Source organism: Streptomyces sp. NPDC048424 (assembly GCF_040651555.1).
Lineage (GTDB): Bacteria > Actinomycetota > Actinomycetes > Streptomycetales > Streptomycetaceae > Streptomyces.
Genome location: NZ_JBEZKE010000005.1, coordinates 26,667 through 50,052 on the forward strand (window position 1 = coordinate 26,667; position 23,386 = coordinate 50,052).

Here is a 23,386-nt window from a genome sequence, read left to right on the forward strand (position 1 = left end):
CGCTCCGCGCTCCTGTCGTGGGACGCTCCGTCAGAAGGACGTCCAGGTGAAGGCCACCTTGTCGCCGGCCTGCAGCTTGAACTGGCAGCCGCCGACCGGGGTCGGCGTGCCGTTGACCGATATGCTCCAGTACGCCGAGCCGCCGCCGCTGACGTTCTTGATGGAGTCCACGGAGAAGTCGTCGAAGGACGCGTACCAGGTGCCGTCCCAGCCGAAGTAGTTCCGGCGCGCGGCGTCGTCGAGCGCGGCCGTCGGGGTGGGCACGGCCGTCGGGTTCGCGGCCCCGTTGGTGCCGTCGCACTTGTGCGTGCCACCGGTCGCCGTGGTGACGTCGTGCCCCTTGGTGTTGACCTTCCCCTTGAACAGCAGCCCGTCGGGGCCCTGCACGGTGAGGGACACGTTGACCGCTCTGTTCGTGTTCGGGGCGGCCTTGGCGTGCGCGACGGCCGGCGCCGTGGCGAGGGCGAGACCGAGGGCCGCCGTGGTGATCAGGGCGCGGCGGGCGAGAGTCTGGCGCATGAAGTGCCTTCCTGGCGTGCATCGAGGTCGTGCGCCGCGGCCCCGATCGCCTCGGGCACACCGCGTCCCCCCGGGCCCGGGGAAGCGGGCACGGGTGATCGGTGAGCCTGGGGCTCAGGGCTTCGTGCTGCAGACCGTGACAGTGAGAAGCCGTACGCACCGCACGCTGGGTGGTCCGACTCGCGGCGCGGATGCGCCGCTCACGGTTGCAGGTCAGCGCCGGAATCACACCGGCTTTCCCCAGTCGCGCAGGCATTCAGTTGGACGTCAGGCATGTACCTGACGAAAGGCATCGTAGGGGGAGCCACCCCGGTCCCACCAGCACTCACCGGTACTCGTCGGCACCCCGGCCGGTCGGCGCGCGCGAGGGAGGGCGTTCTGGGATGGTGGATCACAGGTAGCCACACCGAGGAGCCGACATGTCCGGACAGTTCGAGGCGAGCGTCGAGATCGACAGGCCGGTCGAGGAGGTCTTCGCCTACCTCGCCGACGGGCGCAACGACCCCGATTTCAGCCCGCGCGTCCAGGAGATCACCAGGATCCCGGACGGTCCCACGGCCCTCGGCACGGTCTTCCGCAGCACCGTCAAGGACGCCGGGATGAAGACCGCCCGCGAGTTCCGCATCGACGGCTTCGACCCGCCGCGCCTGATCCGCTGGACGGAGCAGAGCAAGAACCTCGTCACCGCGGAGGGCGGCTACGACCTCGAAGCCCTCCCGGACGGCCGCACCCGGGTCCGGATCTTCAACACCCTGCACGGCCACGGCATCGGCAAGCTGCTCGTCGGCCTCGCGGCGAGCGCCGCACGCAAGGACGCCCCCGACTTCGGCCGCCGTATCAAGGCGGCCGCGGAGGCGTCCCCCACGAACCGGTAGCGCCTGCCGCCGGTGTCAGGCCGGTGTCAGGCCGAAGCCGGGCCGGTCAGAACCGCCCGGGCCCGGACGGGATCGGCAGCGGCTTCGACGGGGTCAGGGATCCGCGCTGCCGCTCACCGCTCGGCGGGTTCTGGCAGGTCACGTCCTGGGCGGGCAGCTTGCCCGTGGTCAGGTACGCGTGGACCGGCGCGTTGGCGCAGGAGGTGGGGTCGGCGAGGTACACGCCGTGGCCCTCACCGCCGGCCGCCAGCACCATCCGCGAGCCCTTGAGCGCGCGGTGCAGGCCCTGGCCGCTGACGAGCGGGGTCTGTGAGTCCCACTCGTTCTGCACGGTCAGCACGTTCGCCTTCTTGTTCATGGGCGTGGCCGCCTCGAGCGGCCGGTCCCAGAAGGCGCACGGCTTGATGTTGGACGCGAAGTCCCCGTACAGCGGGTACCTGGCCTTGTCCTTCGCCGCGTCCCGCTCGTACTGCTCGGTGTAGCGGGGCCAGCTGCCGGTGTCCCCGCACACCACGGCCCAGAACACGGCGGTGCCGTTGTCCGAGGCGGGATCGGCCGCCGCGCCGCCGGTCAGCAGCCGCTTCAGCTCCGTCAGGGTCATGCCCTCGGGCAGCGGCCTGCCCTCGGCCGCGGCCTTCAGGGCCGCGACCAGGGGAGTGGCCTGCGCCGGGTAGAAGAACACCCCGCGCGCGGCACGGATCATGTCCCCGTCGACCTTCAGGCCCTCGAGGTCGATCGGCTCCTTGTCGGCGCGCGCCACCAGCCCCCAGAACGTCTCGGACACGGCCCTCGGGCTGTCGCCCAGCCCGTACTCCGCCGACCGCTGCGCCGCCCACTGCGTCCAGCGCGCGAAGGCGGGCTCGGCCTCGGTGGCCCAGACCTGGATCATGCCGCGCCAGATCCGCTGCGGGTCCACACCGCTGTCGAGCACGAAGCGGTCGGTGCGGTCCGGGAACATCTGCGAGTACACCGCGCCGAGGTAGGTCCCGTACGAGTAGCCCAGGTACGAGAGCTTGCGCTCGCCCAGCACCGCGCGGATCGTGTCCATGTCGCGCGCCGTGTTGCGGGTGGTGATGTACGGGAGCACCGAACCGGCCTTCTCGCGGCACTTGTCGGCGACGGTGTGGGCCCACGTCACGTCGGAGCCGAAGGTCTCCGGGCGGTAGGCGCGGTCGAAGTTCTGCTCGGCCTCGTCCAGTCCACAGGTGATCGGGGAGCTGGCGCCGACCCCGCGCGGATCGAAGCCGATGAGGTCGTACTGGTCCCGGACCTCCTTGGGCATCGCCTCGTTCATCATCAGCGGCAGGTCGAGCCCGGAACCGCCGGGGCCACCGGGGTTCAGCAGCATGGCGCCGTGCCGCTTGGCCGGGTTCTCGCTCTTGATCCGGGATATGGCGAGGTCGATCGTGCGCCCGTCGGGCCGCCGGTAGTCGAGCGGCACCTTGAGCGTGGCGCACTCGTACGAGGCCGGCAGCTCGGGGCTGCAACGGTGCCAGGCGGGCTTCTGCCGCAGGTGGTCCGCGGCGGGGGCGGCCGATGCCTGGGTCGCCGACAGCAGGGGCACGGTGGACGCGAGGAGTCCGGCGGCGGCGAGCAGTGGTGCGAAGCGTTTCAGGAGCACGAAGGCGTTCCTTTCGGTGAAGTCGCTTACGGCTCCACCTTGTTGCACGCGCGGGCCCTCCCGAATCATCCCGAAGGGTCGTGCCTTGTGCTCCTCACGAACGAGCTGAAATCAGGACAACTGGCCGACACGCCACGGGGGTTCAGGGGTGGGTGGAGTGCTCGGCATGTGCGGAGGACTCGGAGGGCTCTGCGGATCCGGCGTGCTCCGGGGAGCCGGCGTGCTCGGAGGGGCCGGCGTGCTCGGAGGGGCCGGCGTGCGTGTCGCCCTTCTCCAGGGCGCCGCCGAGCCGGCCGCGCACCACCGCCAGGGCGTCCTCCGTCCCCGCGGTGACGACCCACCGGTCCCCGACCAGGTAGAGGCCGCCGTACATCCGGGCCTCGGTCAGCCAGGAGCGCAGCCCCTGTTCGGCGGCGAAGGTGACCATGCGGTAGGGGCCGCCCTGTTCGGTCTTGCAGCCGCCCTGACGCAACTCATCGGCCTCCACGCTCACTTCGGCCGTACAGCCGATGGCCGCGGCGATCTCCTCGATCGAGGTGCCGCGCGGGGAGTCCGAGGCCTGCTCCGCGGACGTCGAGGTGCGGTGCGCGGCCGTCTGCCCGGCGCCGCAGCCGCCGCACAGGAGGGCCGTGAGGCACAGCGCGACGAGGGTCGCGCGTGGCCGGCCCGTCCGCTTGGTGCGGCGGTCGGTGGACAAGGGCATGGCGACCTCTCTGGCTGGTCGGGACGGGGGTCGTGGTGCCCGGGTGGGGAGGGGTCCCGGGCACCACGCGTGGAGGGGCGGGCAGGGCGGGGGGTGTGCCGGGGGCTGGGCCGGGTGGGGCCGGTCCTAGCCGGTGACCTTCGCCTTCTTGCCCTTGTCGGTCACGGCGAACCAGAGACCCTTGTTGTTGTGGCCGCTGATGTCCCCGGGTTCCTTGTCACCGGTGAACGTGTAGACAGGCCAGCAGTCGATCGTCAATTGCTCGGTGCCGTCGGGCCGCTTCACCTTGCCCACCAATTCGGCGGCAATTCCGGTCACATTTGCCTTGTCGACGGGCTTTGCGGGCTTCCAGGTATCCGTGCAGCCGTCCACACAGCCGATTTTCATCGGCCAGGCGCTGTCCTTGTCGAACCGGTAGAGCGTCCGGCCTTCCGCGTCCGAGATGATGGGGCCGAGCTGGGCGTTCTGGTTGACGCTGAGTTCGGCCGTCTTCTCCGCCGCGCCGCCCGTTCCGCTGTCCGCGCCGCCGCCGCTCTTGGCCGGAGCGGCCGGCTTTCCGTCCGGTCCCAGCACGTGCCAGGTTCCGCCGACGCCCTCGCCGAGGGAGTCGCCCGCCTTGGTGTCCTTCGCGTAGCGGTACACGGGCCATCCCGCGAGCGTCAGCTGCCGGGTGCCGTCGGCCCGGGCGACCGATCCGAGGAGGCTCTTGTCGATCCCCTCACCTGCCGAGACGTCGTCCGCGGCCACGGCGGGCCAGGCCGTGGCACAGTCCCCTTCGCAGTTGGACTTGGGGGGCTTGGGCGTGTCCTTGTCGAACCGGTAGAGGGTGCGCCCCTCGTTGTCGGTGACGCCCGAACCGACCGTCCCGATCTCCTGTACCTTCAGCTGCCCGGCCGGGCCGTTCTTGCCGGCCGCGCCCGACGGGTCGGCCCCGGATCCGCTTCCGTAGACGTCGTCGTAACCATTCCCGACCTGTTTGCTGTCGCCCACCGGCTGGACTGATGTCCCCTTTCCCGAGTAATTGTCCCCGGAGCCGCATGCGGCCGTCAGCATCAGTACCGCGACCGCCGACCCGGCGAATATCTCACGACGCATCCTCTTCACGATCTCTCCTTCAGGTTCGGTTCCGCGTTTTCTTGCCCCCGGTAATTGATACGGGGCCCCGGGCGGCCGAAGCGGAATTCCCTGGGAATTTGTCAGATCGCGCCAAGATTGAACCCGGCGCAATGGTTCAGTCCTGGATGCGCAGGGCAAGGGCCGGGCAGCGCCGCACCGCGCGCAGCGCCTTGGGCCGCAGCCGCCCCGGAACGGGCATGGACGCCTGCGCCGGAAAGCCGTCCGCGTCGAGCCGTACGACGTCGGGCAGGATGTCCACGCACAGCCCGTGCCCCCGGCACAGGGTCCAGTCCACGACCAGCCGCTCCGGACTCTCGTCCTCGGGCAGCGGCAGCGCCCCCAGCACCCGTCGGCCGCACCCGCTGCCGAGGGCGTGGTCCCGGAACTCGTCCGGGAACACGCTGAGCGCCGAGGCCACGAAGCGCGAGGTGCCGTCGGGGTGGCTGCACGCGCCGCGGCCCAGCACCGCCTTGAGGCGCGTCTCCACCATGTCGAGGGCGGTTCTGCCCCCTCCTCGGATCGCGTCCTCCAGTACGTCGGCCAGTGAGGGCAGCCCCCGCACGCACGGGCCGCACTGGCCGGCCGACTCGTTCGCCATCCAGCGGGTCACCCGCGCCACCTCGCCGGCCGGGCAGGTGTCCTCGGGCAGCGGAAGGACCGCCCCCGCCCCCAGCCGCGCGCCGAGCGAGTCGAGGGACTGCCGGGACACCTCCGCGGCGCGGGCGGACCCCGGATCGAGCCATTTGCCGTGATAGCCGCCGACCAGTACGCCCTGACCGGGATCGGTGCCGCACAGGTCGAGGATGTACGAGAGCGCGGCCCCGGTCGGCGTTTCGACGACGGTGGTGCCGGCGACGGTCAGCAGGACGGTGCCCGGCTCGTTCGGCAGGCCGGTCGTACGGTAGTCCAGCGCGCCGAGCCGTGCGGCGACGGCGAGTTGGGCGAAGGTCTCGGTGTTGGACAGCAGGGTGGGCATGCCGCCCAGGCCCCGTTCGCTGGTCCGCACCTTCTGCCCGGACGGCAGCGTGTCACCTCCGTTGAGGCCGTTGATGTGGGCGGTGCCCTCTCCGGTGACGAACCGCTCGGGGAGCAGCGCCACCCGCACCCGACGGCCGGCCGGGCCGCGTTCCGCGATGGCGGCCCGTACCGACTGTTCCACGTCCGTCCGGGTGACCCCCACCACGACGTCGTCGGCGGCGATCGCGGCGGCGGCGAGCAGGGCTCCGTCGAGCACCAGATGGGGGGCGTGCAGCAGAAGAGCCGTGTCCTTGAGGCAACTCGGCTCGCCCTCACTGCCGTTGACGACGACCGCGGTCTGCCCGTCCCCTCCCCGGGCGGACCGCATGACGGCGCGCAGTTTCCGGGCGAAGGGGAAGCCCGCCCCGCCGCGGCCCCGCAGGTCGATGTTGTCGGAGAGGTCGACCAGTTCGTCCGGCCGGTACCGGGGGAGCGAGCCGTGTGCGGTCAGATGGGCGACGCGGTCGAGCCTGGGCGCCTGGTCGAGCCCGGCCAGCAGCCTGGGGGCGCCCACGCAGCCCAGGCTGGGGCTCGTCGGGCCGGTCACAGCCACCGGTCCCCGGTGGTGACCTGCTCGTCGTTCACGCCGAGGCCGCCGCCGACCCGGCTCGGGGCGTACACGGCGGCGCGCGGTGGGTCGTCGGACCGGGACGGCGGAGCCGGACGGTCGGGGGCGATCGGACGCGTACCCCGTCTGGGCCGGGGCACGGCCGCCAACACGACGGACGGCTGTGGCGCGGTCTGTGGGCCGGCCGGCCGGGACGTCACCTCACCCATACGGGACTTGAGGCGGAACGCGAGCACTCCGGCGACACCGGCCAGGCACAGGGCGTAGGCCGCCGTGACCCAGACGTCGGCGGGCCGGCCCGCCTTCAGTCCGTGCACCAGGGACGCGCCCCAGGCGGGGTAGGCCCCGAAGTGCAGGGCCCGCCACCACAGGGAGCGGCCCTTGGTGGCGAACGCGCTGCGCACGGCGCCGGATATCGCCACCGCGAGGAAGAGGTATCCGGCCAGCGAGCCGAGGCCGATCAGGACCGGCTGGCCGACGTCCGTGAAGGGCACCACCGCCGAGGCCGCCGTCGTACGCTGCTCCGCGATCTTGACCCAGATGTGGAGGGCCAGGAATCCCAGCCCCGCCACCGCGAGGCCGCGGTGCACGCCTTGGGCGAGCAGCCGGTGGCCCGAGCCCAGCAGGAGCCGGTCACTGGCCACCAGCCCCCACAGGACGGTGGAGGTGAGCGAGACGAGCGAGAGCACGCCCGCCCCGTAGTCGAGGAAGTCCCACACCTGGGTCAGTGCGCCCGCGCGGGCGGCCACGACGAGGGAGACGACGGCCGCGCCGACCGCGCTGATCACACCGGGGCGCAGTCTGCCCGCGGTGGGAAGGAGGGAGGGCCGCCGGACGGCGCGCCGGCCGGCGGCCGGGGCCGTTGCCGCTGCCGCGTGACGGCTTCTGCGGCGGGCTCTGTGTGAGCGGGACATGTGAGGCTGGGACAGGGGCATCCAGTTCTCCTGTGCGCCTGGGCTCCGAGCACTCCACCTGGCGCTCGGGCACCCGGGGGTCGTTGTGTCCTCTGTGCCCGGCAGCGCTGTGAAACTCCGCGCCGGCCGAGGGAACTTGGGGCCGGAGTGCAGCAGCATCGTGGAGCTGCACACCAGCTCCACAGGATTTATCGAAACGTGATAATTTCTCGCACCGCGTCTCCGACGCATCGAACAACACCGGAAGATTCCCCTCCAGCGGAGGTTGCGACTGGCCACCGCGCCGCCTGTCACCTACGCGTCCCGCACGGCAAAATCGTCGCAAAATCAAGGGACCGTAAGTGGCCGGACCTCTCCAGGAGGGAGTACGAGGGCCGCAACTCCCGTGCCAGACAACGATGTTGGCGCGGGGGGCAACCTCGGCGGGCTTGTCGCTCTTCCCCGGACAAGCCTCACCCCGGCACGAACGAGGAAAACGATGTGCGAACTTCTGAACCGCATCTGGTCCCGCCCGCGTGGCGAGTGGACCCGCGTCCTGCGCAAAGAACTGCCCGCGCTGGCCGCCGAGATAGTGGAGGAGCTTCTGCATGGAATTCCGGAATTTTCCGCACTTATCGATGACAACGATGCCATCGATGACGAGTTGCTCAGGCAGTGCGTGGAAGAGGCTCTCCTCACCGCGCTCGGCTACCAGGAGCAAACCCGGGAACAGACACCGGACGAGGACGAGGACCAGGACCGGGACGAGGACCCGGACGAGGACCCGGACGAGAGCGAGGACGACATCGCGGACACGGACACGGACATGGACACGGACATGGACATGGACACGGACCTGGACATGGACACGGACCTGGACACGGTTGGAGTCGAGACCGAGACCAAGGCCCGGATCAAGGCCGGAATCCCCGCCCAGAGGAACGGCGAGTGCGAGGTCACGCACGAAGGCCGCTACGAGGTCGTCCGGGAGGGCGTTCGCGAGGGCGGCCGCGAGGGCGTCCGAGAAGGCGGCTGCGCGGGTGACCGTGCACGTGAGGACCTCTTCAAGGCGCTCACCGACGACCGGGCCGCTTCCGAGAGTTCCCTCGTCGAGCTCGCCGAGGCGGCCGGCTGGCCCCTCCCGCCGGCCGTACGGGCCATCGTGCCGGCCTCGCCCGTCGAGGCCCAGCAGCTCGCCGCCGTACTGGCCGACGCCCTCACCGGCACCTTCGCGGGCCGGCCGTGCCTGCTGGTGCCCAGCACCGACCAGGACACCCGCGCCCCTCTGGACCAGCTGCTCCGCGGCCGGTTCGCGGCCGTGGGCCACGCGGTCCCGCTCCGGGACACGGCCTCCTCGCTGCGCTGGGCGCTGCGGCTGTTCGCCCTGACGCCCGCCCGCCCGGGCCTGGAACTCCGGGCCGTGTTCGTGGACGACCACCTCTCGACCCTGCTGCTGCTCCAGGACGAACCGCTCGCCCACGCGCTGGCCGCCCGGTGGCTGCGGCCGCTGGCCGACCTGACCCCGCGCCAGAGCGAGCGCCTGGAGGTGACCCTGCTCGCCTGGCTGGAGGGCGGCGGTGCCCCCGAGGCGGCCAAAGCCCTGAGCGTGCACCCGCAGACCGTGCGCTACCGCATGCGCCAGCTGGAGAAGCTCTTCGGCACCGGCCTGCGCGACCCCCGTACCCGCTTCGAACTGGAGATGGCCCTGCGCAGCCGCCGGCTGATGGCCCAGGTGCGACGCCAGCACTCGCGCGTGAGCCGCAGGGCGGCGCGCGTGATCACCGCGGACTTCACCCCCCTCGTCGTCGGGCGCATGGCCCGCGTCAACGGCCTCTGAAAGACCCCCTGAAGACCCCCGAGAGGCCCCTGAAAGACCCCTGAAAGGCAACTGAACCGCAAGCAGCCCGGCCCGGCCCCGTCGTCACGGGGCCGGGCCGGGCTGTTGTGTGCGGTGTTGGCCCGAAGTCGGCTCCGGGCCAACACCTTTCCCGGGGCGGGCGCGGTGGTGGGGGTGAGGAGCGCCCGGCCCCGGGAGCAGAAGGGTCCGCGGGGGCAGAAGGGTCCGCGGGGGCAGAAGGGTCCGCACCGGCCCGGATCGCAAGGAACCGGACCGGTGCGGACCAGGGTGGTCAGCGGCAGGTGCGTCCGTCGTTGATGCAGCTCACGGCCTTGTTCATCAGGCCGTTCGACATCACGTTGATGAAGTCGTCGTGGTCGGTCACCGGCTTGTGCAGCTGCTCGGGGAAGCTGTCCACGGCGATGCGGGCGCCCGGCGCCACCCCGTACGTGAGGCGCATCACCAGCTGCGGAATGGCCTTGAAGCCCTTCTGGCAGCGGCCGTTCTTGTCCGGGAAGGCCACGTGCGTCCGGTGGTTGGCGCTGTCGACGTTCCGGCCGTCCCAGCAGCTCTGGAAGGTGAAGGTGCGCACCACGTCGCTGCCCTTGGGGCAGACCGGGTACTTGTCCTTCAACTGGCGGTTCTCGAAACCGGTGCAGCTCCACGAGGCGTTGGCGTTGGCGTTGCCGTTGGTGAGGGCCTTGGCGTCACCGGTGATGATGCGCAGGAAGCGGGGCATCGCGGTGACCTTGCCGACGGGGCTGCCCTTGAAGGTGATCGACACCTGCTTCGGCTTGAGGATGGTGCCGACGTTGGCGTCCTGGCCGCCGCCGGGAGCCTTGGCGTCCCGCTCCGTCTTGCCGTCGCGCAGTCGCAGCACGGGCCAGTAGTAGGCCGACTGGTCGCCGTTCCCACAGGTGGTGCCGGAGGCGGCGAGGCTGTCGTTGGTGGAGAAGGCGTCGGTGGTCTTGTTGCCCACGTAGTCGTGCATGTGGTGGGCGCCGTTGGAGACGCCGGGGGCGACGATCACGTTGTCGGGGTTGAAGTGGCCGTTCTCGTTGCGGCCGCACTGCGAGGTGAAGGACCCCTTGGAGGCGTTCCCCGCCGCGGCGGGCGTGCGTACGTTCGGCTTGACCTTGTTGATGTTGACGAAGTCGCTCTTCGCGGGACCGCCCTTCTGGCCGCCGGCGCCGCTCTTGGCGGCGGCGCTCAGCTCGCCCCCGCCGCCCGCTTCGGCGTCGTTCGCGACGGGTGCCTCCTTCATCGTGCAGCCGCCCAACGCCTTGATTTCCTGCTGGGGTTGGCCGCCGTTTCCGATCGCGTCGGCCATGCCGGAGATGGTCTTGTCGCGCTGTTGCTTCAGCTCACCGAGGAGGGCGTCGCCCTTCGCCTCGCCGGCGGCGAGCCGCCGGTAGGCGTCGGCCACCTGGTCGTCCAGCTTGGCGAGACCCTCGTCCACCTGGGTCTTGGCCTGGTCGGGCACGGCGGTGAGCTTCTCCCCGACGTCGGGACAGTCGATGGTGGCCGCCAGCTTCGTCGCGCGGTCGCCGTCCTGGCCCGCGGACGCGTTTCCCGCGACGATGGCGACCCCGCCACCGCCCAGTACGAGGGCGGACACCACGGCCAGGAGCTTGTTCGACAACCGGGGGCGTTTGTGGCCCTTTTGACTCATGCGATCACTTCACTTCGTCGTTCGGACATTGTCGGAGAGCGTGTCGAAGTCGACCAGTCCGCTGTCTTCGAGGACCGTGATGTGGTCCAGGACCGTGGCATTGGCGGACGTGGCGAGGGCTCGCACCATGGAGTTGCGGGTCTGCGCCCGAATCCCCGCCAGCAGTGCGAAGACCTTTCCGTGCGCTCGGCGCAGCAGCTGGACGAACAAACGCTCGTACTCGTCCCCCTTGGCGCGGGTCAGCTGGCCCAGCCAGTCCTGCTGCTGCGTGGAGGGCTGGTTGGGCAGATCGACGCCGAGGGCCTGGCCGACCTGGATGACCTGCCGGTCCAGCTCGGTGTGGCCCTCGACGAGGTGCTCCCCGGCCGTGCGGATCGCGGGGCGCGAGCCGCGCTGCTGGGCCTGCCGGCCTGCGGGCAGTTCCCACAGGCCGGCGAGCCGTACCTTGCGGATGAAGTCCCGGTCCGCGGCCGTCAGAGGTCCGTAGGCCGTGCTCATCGTCCCGCCGCCGTCGTCGTCGCCCGCAGCCGGACCCGCGACGGCGGCCGAGGCGGTGCTGCCGAATCGGTCCACGGGTATCAGCAGGGCGATCAGGGTGAGGGCGAGCGCGGTGATGACGACACCGCTTCCGATCGTGTATCTCGTGGCCACTGACAAGCTGTTGAAGGATCTCCGCCGCAATGACAGCACTGTGCCTCCTCGCTCCATGGGCCGGGAAAGTGGCGGGGCAGGAGGGGCCGCACGTGCCGTGCGGTGCACACCCGCATTCCCGGGGGTGTCACGGGACGCTAGTGCCAGGTGTGGCGCGACTGCGGGAGGACATCACCATCGGACAAACATCCCGGCGGTCCCGCGAAAGGCTGCTATCTTGCCGCGGCCCGCGCACCGGCGGGCCGCGGCCCCGCATCAGCGGGGGGACGTGTCCACGAGGTGGTCGAAGGCCAGACCGCTGGAGGCCTCCCCGCGGCCCGCGCCGCGGCGTGCGCCGAGCCAGACGACCACCTGGCCGTCCCGGCCCCGGGTGCGGTTGAACGACACCGTCAACCGCGAGCCGGACTGCGGGACTTCCTCCTCGTTCACGTAGTAGGCCAGGGGCCGGGCCGGGGGCGCAAGGTCGAGTCCCGGCCGCAGCAGCTCCGTCCGGGGCTGTACCGCGTGGCCGCCGACCGGATGCGGCATCGCGGCGCGCTGCAGCCGCACGGACCGGTTGCCCTCGTCCGCGTGGACCGCGACGAACGGAATCCAGTGCTCGGGCACGGAGTTCATCGCCTCGTACGCGACCGGGGCGAGCGGGCCGGTCCGCCCGGGCGGCGGGTCGAGGCGCAGCCGGTGCGCGAGGCTCTCGGCGGAGAGCTCACTGCCCCGGCGCGGCTCGCCGGTCGCCGTGCGCGCCGTCTGCTCCAGCCCCCAGACCAGGTTGGCCTGTTCGTCACGTACGAGCAGCACCTCCTCCAGCACCGGACCGTCGGCGATCCTCGACGCGCCCGGTGGCAGGAGCAGGGCGGTCTGCGCGGCGGTCTGCTCCCCGCCCACGCAGTCCAGGGTGAACATCGACCAGCGCTTCCACTCCCCGGCGGTGCCCGCACCGGCGGGGGCGATCCACAGCTGCTCGCCGAAGACGTCCGTCACGCTCAGCCCGCGCACCTGGGCCAGCGTCCCGGCCGGCAGATCGCACGGCAGCTGGTACCAGTCGTTGCTGTAGACGAGCGCGAACTCCAGGAAGACCAGCCGGGCCAGATCGGTGCTGTCCGGCCGCACCGCCGCGAAGTTGGTCTTCCCGTCCTCCACCGCCCACCAGCGTGGCAGCGGCATCCCGGAGAACCGGACCGGTGCGGGGAAGACCGTCCGGTGCAGCGCCTCGGGGGCCGGCGCGGTCCCGCCCAGCGGCCCGCGCCGGTCCACCGAGAAGGCGTGCCACTCCAGTTCGCCGCCCGGGTACTCCGGAGCCGTGAGGACCTGCTCCCCGTCATCGGTCCCCGCGGCCACGGAGAAGCGGTGTTCGAGCCGGCCGGGTTCCCAGGCGGGCGTCCCCGCGGGCTGGTCGATCAGGGCGTCGAACCAGGCGACCAGCTCCCGGCCCCGCCGGTTCAGGTCCTCGTAGTGGATGTGCAGCACGTTCACGATGCCGTCGGAGGCGAGGCCGTTCTCGTACTTGAGGTGGCGGTAGAGGAGGTACCCGTCCATGTGCCGTCCGGCGACCGCCTGCAGGGTGGCCCACACCTCGGGATGCGCCACCCGCGGGGTGTCCCGGGGCTCCTCCGGATCGGGCAGGGCGATCGGGTACCTCGCGACGTACTGCCCGCGGAAGTCCTCCACCGACGAGGTCGTCAGGTCGCGGATCAGTTTCAGCCAGCGGTGTCCCAGGGCCAGCCGCAGGTCGAAGGAGACCGGATCCGCGCCGAACCGGAACTGCAGCGGACGGCGCTGCGCCACGGACTCCAGCGGCCGGTCCGCGGCGAGCGGCTCCACCGGTCCGGCCGGCGGGCGGAACCGGGTGGGCGGCGCCCCGGTCACCGAGTAGGTGGCGGTCACCGGAGAGCCCGCGTCCGAGCCACGGAACTCGCCGAGCTGCCACTGCCGGGTGAGCATCCACAGCGGGTCGCGGACCTCCGCCCGCAGCGCCCTGCCGAAATCGGCGGTGCGCGGCCGCCCCTCCAGCCGGTTCCACAGCCCGACGGTGGGTTCGAGGCGCTGGTCGAGCGCTAGCGGGAACTCGATGCGGGCCGGTTCAGTCATGGGCGGCCGCCTTCCGGCGCAGATTGCCGATCGCGAGATCGGTGCTGACGGTGATCGGTTTCCGGGTCGCGGACATGACCGTGGCCGGCAGCAGCTGGGCGTACGCCGTGCCCTCCAGGTGGACGGGTTCCACGGCCCGGGCCCTGGCCAGCCCGAAGGTGTCGAAGACCGCCGCGAGCAGGTCGTCCGTGGTCCAGTCGCCGCCCGGCGCGGGCGGTGCGACCAGCAGCATCGCCTGCGGCGGCTCCGAGTCCGGCCGGTCGTAGTGGACGGCGATCCCGGTGGTCTCCCGTTCGGCGGGGATGACCTCGGTCCACTCGTCGAGCAGCAGGCCGCACACCTCGGGGACGCCCGGCAGCGGCTCGGCCGCCGGGCCCGCGTAGTGCGCCGTGAAGAGCACCTTGTCCTCGGTGAGGCTCATGCGCCGGTCCGGGTCCTTCGGGAAGTCCATGGCCAGCCAGTGCTCGCCGTCCCGGTGCGGCAGCTGCACCGGGGTCAGCCGGGGCTCCTCCCGGGTGACGAGCAGCCCGCCGTAGCCGAGCAGGGCGTCGGCGAGGACCACCGCCTTCTCCCACAGCCGCGGCTTCTCGCGGACCCGGGCGATGCCGTGCAGCCAGTCCTCGACGGGGAAGCTGCGCGGCGCGGGCGGATCGGTGCGCAGATGGGCGATCAGCTCCTCGCTGCCGCGCAGCGCGGCCCGCCAGTCCCGGGCGAGCCGGTCCGGCGGGGTGAACTCCGGGACGCTCAGGACGTCCTCACCGAGCAGCGCCTTCAACGCGTCGGTCCCGGCCCGCACCCGGTCGGGCCCGGTGACCGCCGCGTCGTACACGCCGAGGGCCTCCCCGGCCGTGCCGATGCGCAGCTCGATCTCCTCGAGCAGGGCCTGGCCGCGGGTGAGCAGCTCGCGCCCGTACGCCACCACGCGGTCCTCGTACGGGGTCAGGTCCAGCCCGGTCGGATCGAACGCGGTGATCGGCAGCAGCGCGGACACCTCGGCGAGCAGCCCGGACAGCGTGGTCCGCGTGGTCCGCGCGACCGCCAGCAGATCCTTCAGCCGGGCGGCGAACTCCCGGCGACGGGAGAGGAGGAGGGCGCGCAGCAGGGCCGGGCGCTCCGGGCGCGGGCTGGTCAGCTCCGTGGCGATCAGCCGCTCGGCCTGTTGCAGCAGGTCGAACCGCTCCTCCTCCGGGGCGGACGCCGGGAGCTCGTCGTACCGGTCGAGGAGTACGTCGGCGTCCGCCAGGGAGCGCTCCATGCGGGCCGCGGCCTCCGCGACCGCCGCCAGCACCGCGGCGAACTCACCGCGCCGCCATCCGGTGAGCTCGGCCCAGCCGCTGCGGGCCAGCCCGAACCGGCCGGCGCCGGCCGCGAGTTCGGCGTAGCCGACGAGGAACGTGTCGATCCCGCGCAGGATCTCCGTACGGGCGGACCCCGCGGGCCGGGCGGCCCGCACGGCCCGGAGGGGATCGGGCGGCGGAGGGTAGAGCGGCTCCAGGTCCGCCAGGAACGCCTTCGTCTCCTCCCGCAGACCCGCGAGGGATTCGAGGACCTTGGCGGGACGCTCCCGGGGCAGGGACACGGCCTCGTCTGCCGCGCGGTCGACCGGGTTCACCCCGGCGCCGGGCACCAGATCGGTGGACCGCAGGGGACGCGAGGTGGTCAGCAGCGAGCGCAGCGCGCCGATCAGCGGCGACAGCTCGAAGAAACCGGTCTTCCCCGGGACCCGCCGCGTGTAGTGGATGACGGGCAGCGCGTCCGGCCGCGGCGGCGCCGAGCCGAAGACCGCACCGGTGATCCGGTCGTCGAGATCGCTCATCGCCGCCTCGCCGGCCGGCCGGACCGCCCACAGCAGCTCGATGGACTGGAGCCCCAGGTCCGCCTGGGTCACCACGCGGCTGCGCGGCTCGCTCGTCACCGGATCCACCCAGGTCACCAGGGCCGCCACGTCCTCCGCGTCGGGCAGCAGCCCGGCCAGCCAGTCGTCGACCGCCGGTTCCGCGCGGGCCCGCGGACTGCTGCGGCCCGCCGCCCCGGCGCCGTGGTCGGGGCCGAGCCCCGGAGTGAACTGGAGGGCCAGCCGATGGGTGAGCGTGGTGCCGCTGCGCGGTGTCCTGACCACGTCCGGCTCGGGCGGGAAGCCCTCCTTCGCGTAGGCGTCCAGGGTCGCCGCGGCGCGTTCGGTGTTGCCCAGCAGCGTCTGGTGGGTGCTCTCGGCCACGGCGAGGTCGGCCAGCGCGTCGTGGACGTCGAGGAGGTGCGCCAGCTCCGCGTCCATGGCCTCCCGCTCGGTCCGCCCGACGTCCTCGGGCAGCCCCACGGCCCCGTACGGATAGCTCGTCAGGCCCGAACGGGTCGCCCGCCGGACCAGTTCCAGACCGTCCACCACATTGCCGGCCTCGATCAGCCGGACCTCGTCCGGCGGTGCGCCCTGGGCCGAGAGCCTCCCCGCCCGCAGCGGGAAGGCCCCGCGCAGCGGCTGGATGAACCGGTCGAGCTCCACCCCGGGGTGCCCCTCGTGCAGGCCGCGCTCGAAGCGCCTGCCGAGCATCGCGCCGAGCGACTGGCCCTGGCGGAGCCCGTCCAGCAGGGACAGCGCGACCCGGACCCGGCCGGAGCTCAGGTTGACGGCGAAGGCACCGGTCTCCTCCCGGCCGCCGTTCGCGAGGTACCCGGCGCGCAGCACGGCGGCCGTCCTGGCCTGGGCCGGGGACGGCGCGTGGATCCAGCCGCCGTTGCGCGGGTCGTGCGGCAGTGCCTGCGCCCCGAAGACCCCCCGCAGCTGCTCCGGCACCGCCACCTCGGCCGGCCGCTCCTTGCGCGGAACGACGTCCTCCAGCCAGCCGTACGCCCCCAGGTGCAGCCCCGGGCGGGGCGCCCCGGTGCCGTCGGGCCCGTACCTCAGCTCCGCGAGCTTCTCGGTGGCGAGGCCCAGCCGCCAGGCGTCCAGCCGGTGGCCCGCGCAGTCCAGGTGCTCGGTGAAGACGCGCTCCAGCCGGGCGGTGGGCAGGGCGGCGAGCAGACCGAGCGCCTCCACCTGCTCGGCGAGTTCGGTGGTGGCCGGGTCCGCGGCGCGCAGGGCCCCCGGGACGAAGCGGTGCAGCGGCTCCTCGTTCCCCGTGATGTCCGGGGCCTTCGCGTACAGCTGGCGGTAGCGGCTCTCGCTGGGCAGCAGCACCTCCGGGTGTTCCGGGTCGTCCGCGACGTGCACGAAGGGCGGGTCGGCGGGCGAGGGAACCGGCAGCCCCTTCGCACGGGCGAGCCGGCGGCCCGTCTCCACCCAGCCCAGCAGGACGGCGTGCCGCAGCATCAGGTACAGCAGGGCCGCGGGGCGGGCGTCGTCGGCGAAACCCGTCTCCTGCCGGACCGTCTCCAGATCCCGTCCGGCGTGTTCCGCGAGCCACTGGAGGTAGTTCCGCGCGGGCGCCGTGGTCGAGGGGCGGACCGGCTGCGTCTCGGACAGCGGCCCGTCGTCGATCAACGGACCGAGCAGCGGATTCTGGCCGTCCACGAACAGCCGGCCGAGCAGGTCCGTGTCGCCGGCGGGGGCGCCGAACCGGGCGAGGAGCTCCCTGACCGGCTCCGCCATCCGCAGCCGCTCCAGCGCGGACACCACCAGGTGGCCCCGGCCGTCGAGGTTCTCCCGGTTGAAGAGGTCGTCGACGCTCTGCGCGTACCGTTGGTGGAACTCGGCGGAGGAGGGGTGCAGGGCGAGGATGTCCAGCAGCTGCCGGTGCGCGTCGCCGCTGTCCGTGCCCAGCCGGGCGACCTTCGCGGTGGCCGCGTCCCAGTCCGCCGCGGCCTCGGTGAGCAGCCGGTGCAGGCCGGTGCGGTGGGCCGCCCGGGCGGCCGGGGAGGGCCAGGCCAGCTGGTCGAAGGCGGTCGTGACCACGATTCCGTAGGGCTGGCGGCCGATCTTCACCACGGGCAGCGGGCCCCGGCCGCTGACGTACCGGAGGAAGAACTCCCGGGTCTGCGCGACCGTCTCCTCGGACAGCATCGGATGGAGCGAGGTGCGCAGGTGGTTGCCCCACGTGGCGGGCCACAGCGAGGTGTTCGCGGCGCGCGCGTCGCGCAGATCGGTCCGGTCGCCGTTCGGTACCGCGGTCAGGGCCGCGGGGTCGATGCCCAGGAGCTCGGCGAACCACCGGCCGTCGGTCTTCGCCGTCCAGTCGCCGGGCGCCGCCGCGGCCGCGACACCGTACGCCGCCCGGCGCGCGGCCTCGGCCTCCTGGCGGGGGTCCTGGCCGGCGGGGGCCTGCTCGGTGTTGTTCGTCGGGGTGCCCTGCGGCAGCAGGGCGAAGCCGCCCGGGCTCTGTACCTGGTGGGTGATCAGCTCGGCCAGCGCGGCCGCCGACTCCCCGGCCGTGGCCCCTTCGCGCAGCCCGAGCACGACCAGCCGGTGCAGTCCGGCGCGGATCGTGTCGTCCAGCGGGATCCGCACGCCCATCCCCACGGCCACCGCCGTGTCGAAATCGGTCATCCACATCAGGTCCGCCGGCATCCGCAAGGCGCCGGTCCCCTCGTTCACCCGCAGCTGCTCGTCGGACGGAGTGCTCGGGTCCGGGCTCACGGCGAGCGGGCCCGCCACGGGCTCCCCGGTGGCCTCGCAGACCAGCCGGCCGTCGCGGTAGCCGAACACCCGGAACCGGTCGGGCAGCAGGGTGGCCTTCGCCGCCCGCGTCCACGAACTCGGGGCGATCTCGGAGTCGGGCGGCTGCGACAGCACGAGGAAGGCCACCGCCACGAAGTCGCCGGAGGTGACCGGCGCGGCCTCCACCCCGGCGGGCGTACGGGCCCGGATGGTGGCGGCCCGGCGCGGCCCGACCGCCGCGAGCAGCGCGATGTCGGCGGCGCGCAGCCGCCCGCGGTCGCCGTGCGCCTGCCAGACGGCGCTCCAGTACGCGACGGTGGGCTGCCGGTCCTCGGCGGGCACGGGCGCGGGGCCGGTGATCACCAGGACGGCCGTGCCGGCCGGCAGCCCGGAGGGCCGGTCGGCCGGGTTGTCCGGGAGGTACGAACGCAGCAGGTACGCCGCCCGGCCCTGCTGCACCCGCCCCGTCAGCTCCTCCCAGGCGGCCCGCTCCCCGCCCGGGTCGCCCGCCGAGCGCCACACGGCGGTCCAGTAGGCGCCCAGCGCACTCAGCTCGGCGCGGGTCGGGCGCGGTTCGAAGGCGTCCACCGACCACTCGTCCGGGAAGATCCGCACCAGCAGCTCGGTCGCCGTGAACCGGGTCTCCAGCCGGACGGGTCCGAGCAGGACCGGGTGGGCGCGGGTGAGGTCAGCCACGGGGCAGCATCTCCTGTGCGTGCACGGCCATCAGGACCGGTGCCTGGAACAGCATGTACGCGACCTCGGCGGAGTCGAGCCCGCCGTGCCACCGGCCCAGCGCGGTGTCCTCACCGTGCTGGGCCACCTTCTCGGCGTCCTCCACCGTGCTGGACACGTCCAGGAGCTCCACCTCGGTGGTGGAACCGTCGAGCCCGACGAAGCCGCGGCGGCCGCCCGGATCCACATCGCCCCAGGTGAGGTCGTTCCAGACCTCCACGTCGACCGGGGCCCCGTCGTCCGCGCCGAACCGGGGGTCGCCCGGGCGCTCCTGGAGGACGAAGAACCAGCCGGGGTCCTTCGCGTCCCCCCGGGCCTCCGCCGCCGTCAGGTCGAAGCCGAGCAGGTGGATGTCGGGCTCGGCCCGGGCCTCGTAGATCGGCAGCAGGATCTCGTCCGGGCCGGGCCGGTCCGGGTCGCGCAGGGTCACGGGTTGGCGTTCCAGCGTCGGATCGGGATGCTCGTTGCTCGGGTTCCAGCGGGCGCGGTGCGCGTAGACCGCCGTGTTCGGGTACTTCTTGAGCAGCTCGCCGCGGATCAGCAGGACGAGTTCGTCGCGCGGCTTGCCGGGCTCCGGCTGCCGGTGGTCGTGGGCGCCGAGCGCACTGTCCGGCGCCCACTGGTGGACCGGTGGGATGTCGTACAGCCGCTCGCGCCGGGCGGCCTCGTCCTCGCCCTGCAGGGAGGCGGCCGGGCGCGGATCCCAGAACTGCCGGAAGGGGGTGCCCCGCTGGTCGCAGGGGAACTCCCGCCACAGCAGCTCGCGCGACAGCTCGTGGTTGAGGCCGACCATGAACGCCTCGATGAACTCCTGGTCGGTGTCGAGGAGCGTGACCGTGTTCGGCGGGACCAGGCCGAGGTTGGGCACGAAGGAGTCCACCGAAAGGCCGCGCAGCGCCTCGTACATGGGCAGGTCGATCTTCGGGTACGCCATCACCTCCAGGAACCGTTCGGCGAACGGCGCCAGGTGCGCGGCGTCCAGCCGGACCGCGCTGAGCATGGCCCGGGGCACCGTCTCGGTGGCGTCCAGCCCGCCCAGCACCCCCCGGGCGGTGCCCTCCACGTCCAGCGGGTCGGGCACGGTGGTGCGCGAGGCGGCGGAGGCCGCGGCCCAGCCTTCGTAGAGATCGGTCAGTGCCAGTTTGAAGCGCCGCGCCTGTTCGCTGTCGACCGCTTGTCCGGCCTCCGGCTGTCCGCCGTCCGCTTGTCCGCCGTCCGCTTGTCCGCCGTCCGCTTGTCCGCCGTCCGCTTGTCCGGCGGCCGCGGCGCGCACCGGCGGGGAAGTGCTCTCCCCGGGACGCCGGAGCACGAAGTGCTCGCCGACCGGCAGGGACTTCACCGGATCGGGCAGGGGGACCGGCCGGATCTCGCGGTCCACCCGGGTGGGCGTCACGACGGCGGGCGGGGTGGTCTTGGCGGGCGCCGCCGTGACCAGCTCCGGCTCCTCGTCCATCCGCGGGAGCAGCGCCTCAGCGGGCTGCTGCCGCGGGAACCTCAGCGTCTGCATCAGCCGCGAACCGGGCCGGGTGATCCGGCGCATCTCCGCGGAGACGGGAGCGGCCGCGATCCGGCTCGTGGCCACCTTGAAGCCGGCGGCCACCTGCTCCGTCAGACCCGCCCCGCCGGCCAGGCCCGCCGACCCGGCGGCCCGGGTCACCGGTACGGTCACCCGGCCGTGGGCGGGCGCCGTCAGTGCGAGGGAGCGGCCGACCGGGCGGGCCACCGCCCGCAGGGCCCGCGGCGCCGCGGCCGCCGCACCGGGCGGCGCCGGTGGTGCGGGCGGCGGCCCGAGGTGCTTGTCCTGGAGCCGCAGCCCGACCTCGCAGGCCAGCTGCGCCGCCCTGATCCGGTGGTTGACCTCCACCACGTCGCCGACCTGAGCCCACGCGGCGGCCATGAACTCCTCCTGCCGGGCCTGGACGATCTGCGTGCCGAAGTTCGCGGCGATCCGGAAGCGCGGATCGAGGTTGAGCCGGTGCACCCAGTTGCGGTCGTGCGCGACGGGCGCGCCGTTCTCGCCGGTCAGCAGCCGGGAGGTGAGCGCGGGCCAACGCCCGTACAGCGGCGGGGTGATCATCGGGTCCGCGCTGTCCGCCAGTACCGCGGCGGCCGTACCCCCGGTGGCGGTCAGCGCGGCGTGCGCCTCGGCCGGGGGCCGTACGAGGTAGTCGTCGGCCAGGTTGACCAGCTCGGCCAGCGCCTTCTGGAAGGGATGGGGATAGCTGCCGGTCGGCGCCGGGTACCCCTCGGCCTCGGTGAAACGGCTGTCCCAGTTGTCCCATACGTCCCTGGGACGGACGGTCTGGAGCGCCCCGCCGAGCTTCAGCACCCCGCCGATGGCGGCCGGGGTGTCGATGCGGGGCAGCGTCGGACCGGGCCTCTCGTGCACGTCGACGTCCCGGCGGGCGACGTGCGGACCGGCCTCCGCCGGGACCAGTAGCCGCACGAGGTACTCGAAGTCGCCGGCCGTGCCGGTGCTGAAGGACCAGCGGTGGTAGTAGGGCATCCGGCCGTCGTCGCGGCCGGGCCCCCAGCTCAGGTCGGTCGCCTCCACCCCGGCCTGGTCGAGTCCCAGTCCCGCCCGCCGGCCCGACTCGAAGGCCGGGACCAGGAAGGCGTGGTAGCCGGTCAGCGGACTCAGCCGGCGCGGGCAGACCAGCCGCGAGCAGGCGTCGTCCGGGCTGGTCCGCAGCAGGTTCGCGAGTGCCTCCAACGGCCCCCGCATCTCGTCGGTGAGCACGCTCCCGGTCCCCGCGAGGTCCCCGTTGACCTGGACGTGCGCCCAGGCGCCGAGCTGCTCCGCGGGCGGCAGCTTCCCCGGATCCCTGACGAGGACGTACGGCAACGGGCCCTCGGAAGGCCCCCCTTCACGGAACTCACCGCCCTCGGTGTCCCGGGGGTCCGCCGGTCCGGCGAGCACGATCAGCGCGAGCCAGGGCAGCAGCCGGCCCGCCGCGTCCGGGGCGGCCGGGCTGTACCGCCAGAGCAGCTCCTCGTCGTAGAACTCGACGTGGACGAGGAAGTTCGGCTCCACGTTGGTGACCGAAGGCAGCGGCTCGGTACGGGAGATGGCACGGGGGTCCAGCCCCACGACGTCCCCCGGGCCGTACAGCTGCACCGACTGCGTCACGATCCGCTCCAGCACCGGACGGTCCGGGTGCTCCCCGGCCAGCCGCAGGGCCACCGGGATGCGCGGGCGGGACCCGGAACCGGCCGGGGGAGCCTGGGTGATCTTCGTACCGAGCCCGGTCCGCAACCACGGCAGGAAGGAGTACGAGCTGGAGTCGGGGTGCGAGGTCACGGGCCGTCTCCGATGCGGAAGAGCTCGGTGCTGCGGGTCAGGTCGTCGCTCTCCACGTCCGCTGCCGCCAGCCCGGACCGTACGGTCCCGCCGGCCACCAGCGCCTCCGTGGAGGAGAGAGCGACCGCCGCGAAGGCCCACCGGCCGGCCGTCAGGCCCGCCGCGGGCGTCCAGGAATCGTGCGCCGTGTCGTAGAGGAGGACGCTCTGGTAGCCGGCCGCGTCGCGCACCGCGCCCGTGCCGCCGATCACCAGCACCTTCCCCGGGCCCAGGGGCACCGCCCGGTGGTGGCCGCGGCCGCCCGGCCGGGGCACGCCCGCCGTCCACTTCTGCGTCCCGAGGTCGTACAGCTCGGCGCCCAGTCCGGCGTACGGGTCGTACGTGCCGTCACCCGGTACGCCCGGGGTGGCGCCCCCGATCACGAGCGCCGTGGTGTCGGACAGCCGCAGGGCCTGGTGGCGGCTGCGCGGTGCCGTCAGGTTCCCGGTGGCCGACCAGCTCCCGGTGGCGCCGGCGGCGGTGGCCGGGGTGTAGAGCTCGCAGAAGGCCAGGGCCGCCTCGTGGCCCGGAGCGATCGGCGCGGAGCCCCCGCACACCAGCACCCGGCCGTCCTTGAAGCACACGGCCGTGTGCCCGCCGCGGGCGTCGTTCATCGGCTTGACCGGGGTCCAGGTCCGCTTCACCGGATCGTAGATCTCGGCGGAGGCCAGCGCCCTCGCCGAATCCCGGGACCGGACCGCGAAACCCCCACTGACCAGCACCTTGTCATCGGCCGTCAGGACCGCGGCGTGCCCCCACCGGCCCTCGTTCATGCCGGTGGTCTCCGTCCACGTGCCGGTCTTCGCGTGGAAGACGGCGGCGGCCGTGAGCGCGGGGGAGAGCCCCGGCCCGCTCGTGCCCCCGGTGACGAGGACGTCGCCGTCGGCCAGCAGGGTCGCCGCGTGCAGCCGTCGCGGCGCCCCCGGCAGCTCGCCGGCGGTGCTCCACGCACCCGGGGCCGACGCACCCGTACCCGGGGTGTACAGCCAGGCCTTGGCGAGCCCGGCGGACCTCCCGTCGGCCCCGGCCACGACCAGCACCTGTTTCTTCTCGTTCCGCAGCTGGAGGGCGGTGTCGTACTGCCCGTACCAGCAGGCCGCCTCGGGCAGCTCGCCCTGCGGAGTCCACTGCCCGGTGGCGGCGGCCAGGGTGGTACTGGTCAT

Annotated in this window: 14 protein-coding genes and 1 riboswitch; of the genes, 2 read left to right on the forward strand and 12 right to left on the reverse strand. The window is 73.1% G+C overall.

Annotation, left to right across the window (positions count from 1 at the left end):
• Positions 1–30: 30 nt before the first annotated feature.
• Positions 31–519, reverse strand: a complete 489-nt coding sequence (locus AB0D29_RS08875) for a DUF4430 domain-containing protein (protein ID WP_362852847.1) — start codon at positions 517–519, stop codon at positions 31–33.
• Between the two features lie 147 nt (positions 520–666).
• A riboswitch (cobalamin riboswitch) is annotated at positions 667–810 on the reverse strand.
• A gap of 128 nt (positions 811–938) precedes the next feature.
• Between AB0D29_RS08875 and AB0D29_RS08880 the strand changes: the two genes are divergently transcribed.
• Positions 939–1,394 carry an SRPBCC family protein gene (locus tag AB0D29_RS08880; protein WP_362852848.1) on the forward strand — a complete coding sequence of 152 codons (456 nt, stop codon included), beginning with the start codon at positions 939–941 and terminating at the stop codon, positions 1,392–1,394.
• 46 nt (positions 1,395–1,440) lie between these two features.
• Here the strand turns inward: AB0D29_RS08880 and AB0D29_RS08885 are convergent, their stop codons facing one another.
• The 5 genes from AB0D29_RS08885 to AB0D29_RS08905 all read right to left on the reverse strand — a co-directional run bounded on the left by AB0D29_RS08885 (position 1,441) and on the right by AB0D29_RS08905 (position 7,207).
• Complete coding sequence (locus AB0D29_RS08885) at positions 1,441–3,015, reverse strand: alpha/beta hydrolase (RefSeq protein WP_362852849.1); 1,575 nt, start codon at positions 3,013–3,015, stop codon at positions 1,441–1,443.
• Between the two features lie 142 nt (positions 3,016–3,157).
• Complete coding sequence (locus AB0D29_RS08890; protein WP_362852850.1) at positions 3,158–3,718, reverse strand: hypothetical protein; 561 nt, start codon at positions 3,716–3,718, stop codon at positions 3,158–3,160.
• A gap of 126 nt (positions 3,719–3,844) precedes the next feature.
• Positions 3,845–4,813: an SCO0930 family lipoprotein gene (locus AB0D29_RS08895; protein ID WP_362853116.1), complete on the reverse strand. Its 969-nt coding sequence runs from the start codon at positions 4,811–4,813 to the stop codon at positions 3,845–3,847.
• 136 nt (positions 4,814–4,949) lie between these two features.
• Positions 4,950–6,365 carry an NADH-ubiquinone oxidoreductase-F iron-sulfur binding region domain-containing protein gene (locus tag AB0D29_RS08900; RefSeq protein ID WP_362852851.1) on the reverse strand — a complete coding sequence of 472 codons (1,416 nt, stop codon included), beginning with the start codon at positions 6,363–6,365 and terminating at the stop codon, positions 4,950–4,952.
• 29 nt (positions 6,366–6,394) lie between these two features.
• Entirely contained in the window at positions 6,395–7,207 is an 813-nt protein-coding gene (locus AB0D29_RS08905) for a hypothetical protein (protein ID WP_362852852.1), read from the reverse strand.
• A gap of 604 nt (positions 7,208–7,811) precedes the next feature.
• Between AB0D29_RS08905 and AB0D29_RS08910 the strand changes: the two genes are divergently transcribed.
• Complete coding sequence (locus tag AB0D29_RS08910) at positions 7,812–9,149, forward strand: helix-turn-helix domain-containing protein (RefSeq protein WP_362852853.1); 1,338 nt, start codon at positions 7,812–7,814, stop codon at positions 9,147–9,149.
• Between the two features lie 292 nt (positions 9,150–9,441).
• Here the strand turns inward: AB0D29_RS08910 and AB0D29_RS08915 are convergent, their stop codons facing one another.
• The 6 genes from AB0D29_RS08915 to AB0D29_RS08940 all read right to left on the reverse strand — a co-directional run bounded on the left by AB0D29_RS08915 (position 9,442) and on the right by AB0D29_RS08940 (position 23,386).
• A complete protein-coding gene (locus tag AB0D29_RS08915; RefSeq protein WP_362852854.1) occupies positions 9,442–10,821 on the reverse strand; it encodes a DUF1996 domain-containing protein in 1,380 nt (459 codons plus the stop codon).
• 9 nt (positions 10,822–10,830) lie between these two features.
• Complete coding sequence (locus tag AB0D29_RS08920) at positions 10,831–11,472, reverse strand: DUF4142 domain-containing protein (RefSeq protein ID WP_362852855.1); 642 nt, start codon at positions 11,470–11,472, stop codon at positions 10,831–10,833.
• 255 nt (positions 11,473–11,727) lie between these two features.
• The gene (locus AB0D29_RS08925; protein ID WP_362852856.1) at positions 11,728–13,557 is read right to left on the reverse strand and encodes a hypothetical protein; all 1,830 of its coding nucleotides are present in this window, start codon (positions 13,555–13,557) and stop codon (positions 11,728–11,730) included.
• Entirely contained in the window at positions 13,550–18,844 is a 5,295-nt protein-coding gene (locus AB0D29_RS08930; protein ID WP_362852857.1) for a hypothetical protein, read from the reverse strand. Before AB0D29_RS08930 ends, AB0D29_RS08925 begins: the two co-directional genes overlap by 8 nt.
• The gene (locus tag AB0D29_RS08935; RefSeq protein WP_362852858.1) at positions 18,837–22,184 is read right to left on the reverse strand and encodes a hypothetical protein; all 3,348 of its coding nucleotides are present in this window, start codon (positions 22,182–22,184) and stop codon (positions 18,837–18,839) included. Before AB0D29_RS08935 ends, AB0D29_RS08930 begins: the two co-directional genes overlap by 8 nt.
• On the reverse strand, positions 22,181–23,386 hold the full coding sequence (locus AB0D29_RS08940; RefSeq protein ID WP_362852859.1) for a kelch repeat-containing protein: 1,206 nt from the start codon (positions 23,384–23,386) through the stop codon (positions 22,181–22,183). The genes AB0D29_RS08935 and AB0D29_RS08940 overlap by 4 nt, the downstream gene beginning before the upstream one ends.

Coding starts and splice junctions, on each gene's coding strand:
- AB0D29_RS08875 (WP_362852847.1), bottom strand. CDS start 519: ATGCGCCAGACTCTCGCCCGCCGCGCCCTGATCACCACGGCGGCCCTC.
- AB0D29_RS08925 (WP_362852856.1), bottom strand. CDS start 13,557: ATGACTGAACCGGCCCGCATCGAGTTCCCGCTAGCGCTCGACCAGCGC.
- AB0D29_RS08915 (WP_362852854.1), bottom strand. CDS start 10,821: ATGAGTCAAAAGGGCCACAAACGCCCCCGGTTGTCGAACAAGCTCCTG.
- AB0D29_RS08910 (WP_362852853.1), top strand. CDS start 7,812: ATGTGCGAACTTCTGAACCGCATCTGGTCCCGCCCGCGTGGCGAGTGG.
- AB0D29_RS08890 (WP_362852850.1), bottom strand. CDS start 3,718: ATGCCCTTGTCCACCGACCGCCGCACCAAGCGGACGGGCCGGCCACGC.
- AB0D29_RS08880 (WP_362852848.1), top strand. CDS start 939: ATGTCCGGACAGTTCGAGGCGAGCGTCGAGATCGACAGGCCGGTCGAG.
- AB0D29_RS08940 (WP_362852859.1), bottom strand. CDS start 23,386: ATGACCAGTACCACCCTGGCCGCCGCCACCGGGCAGTGGACTCCGCAG.
- AB0D29_RS08895 (WP_362853116.1), bottom strand. CDS start 4,813: ATGCGTCGTGAGATATTCGCCGGGTCGGCGGTCGCGGTACTGATGCTG.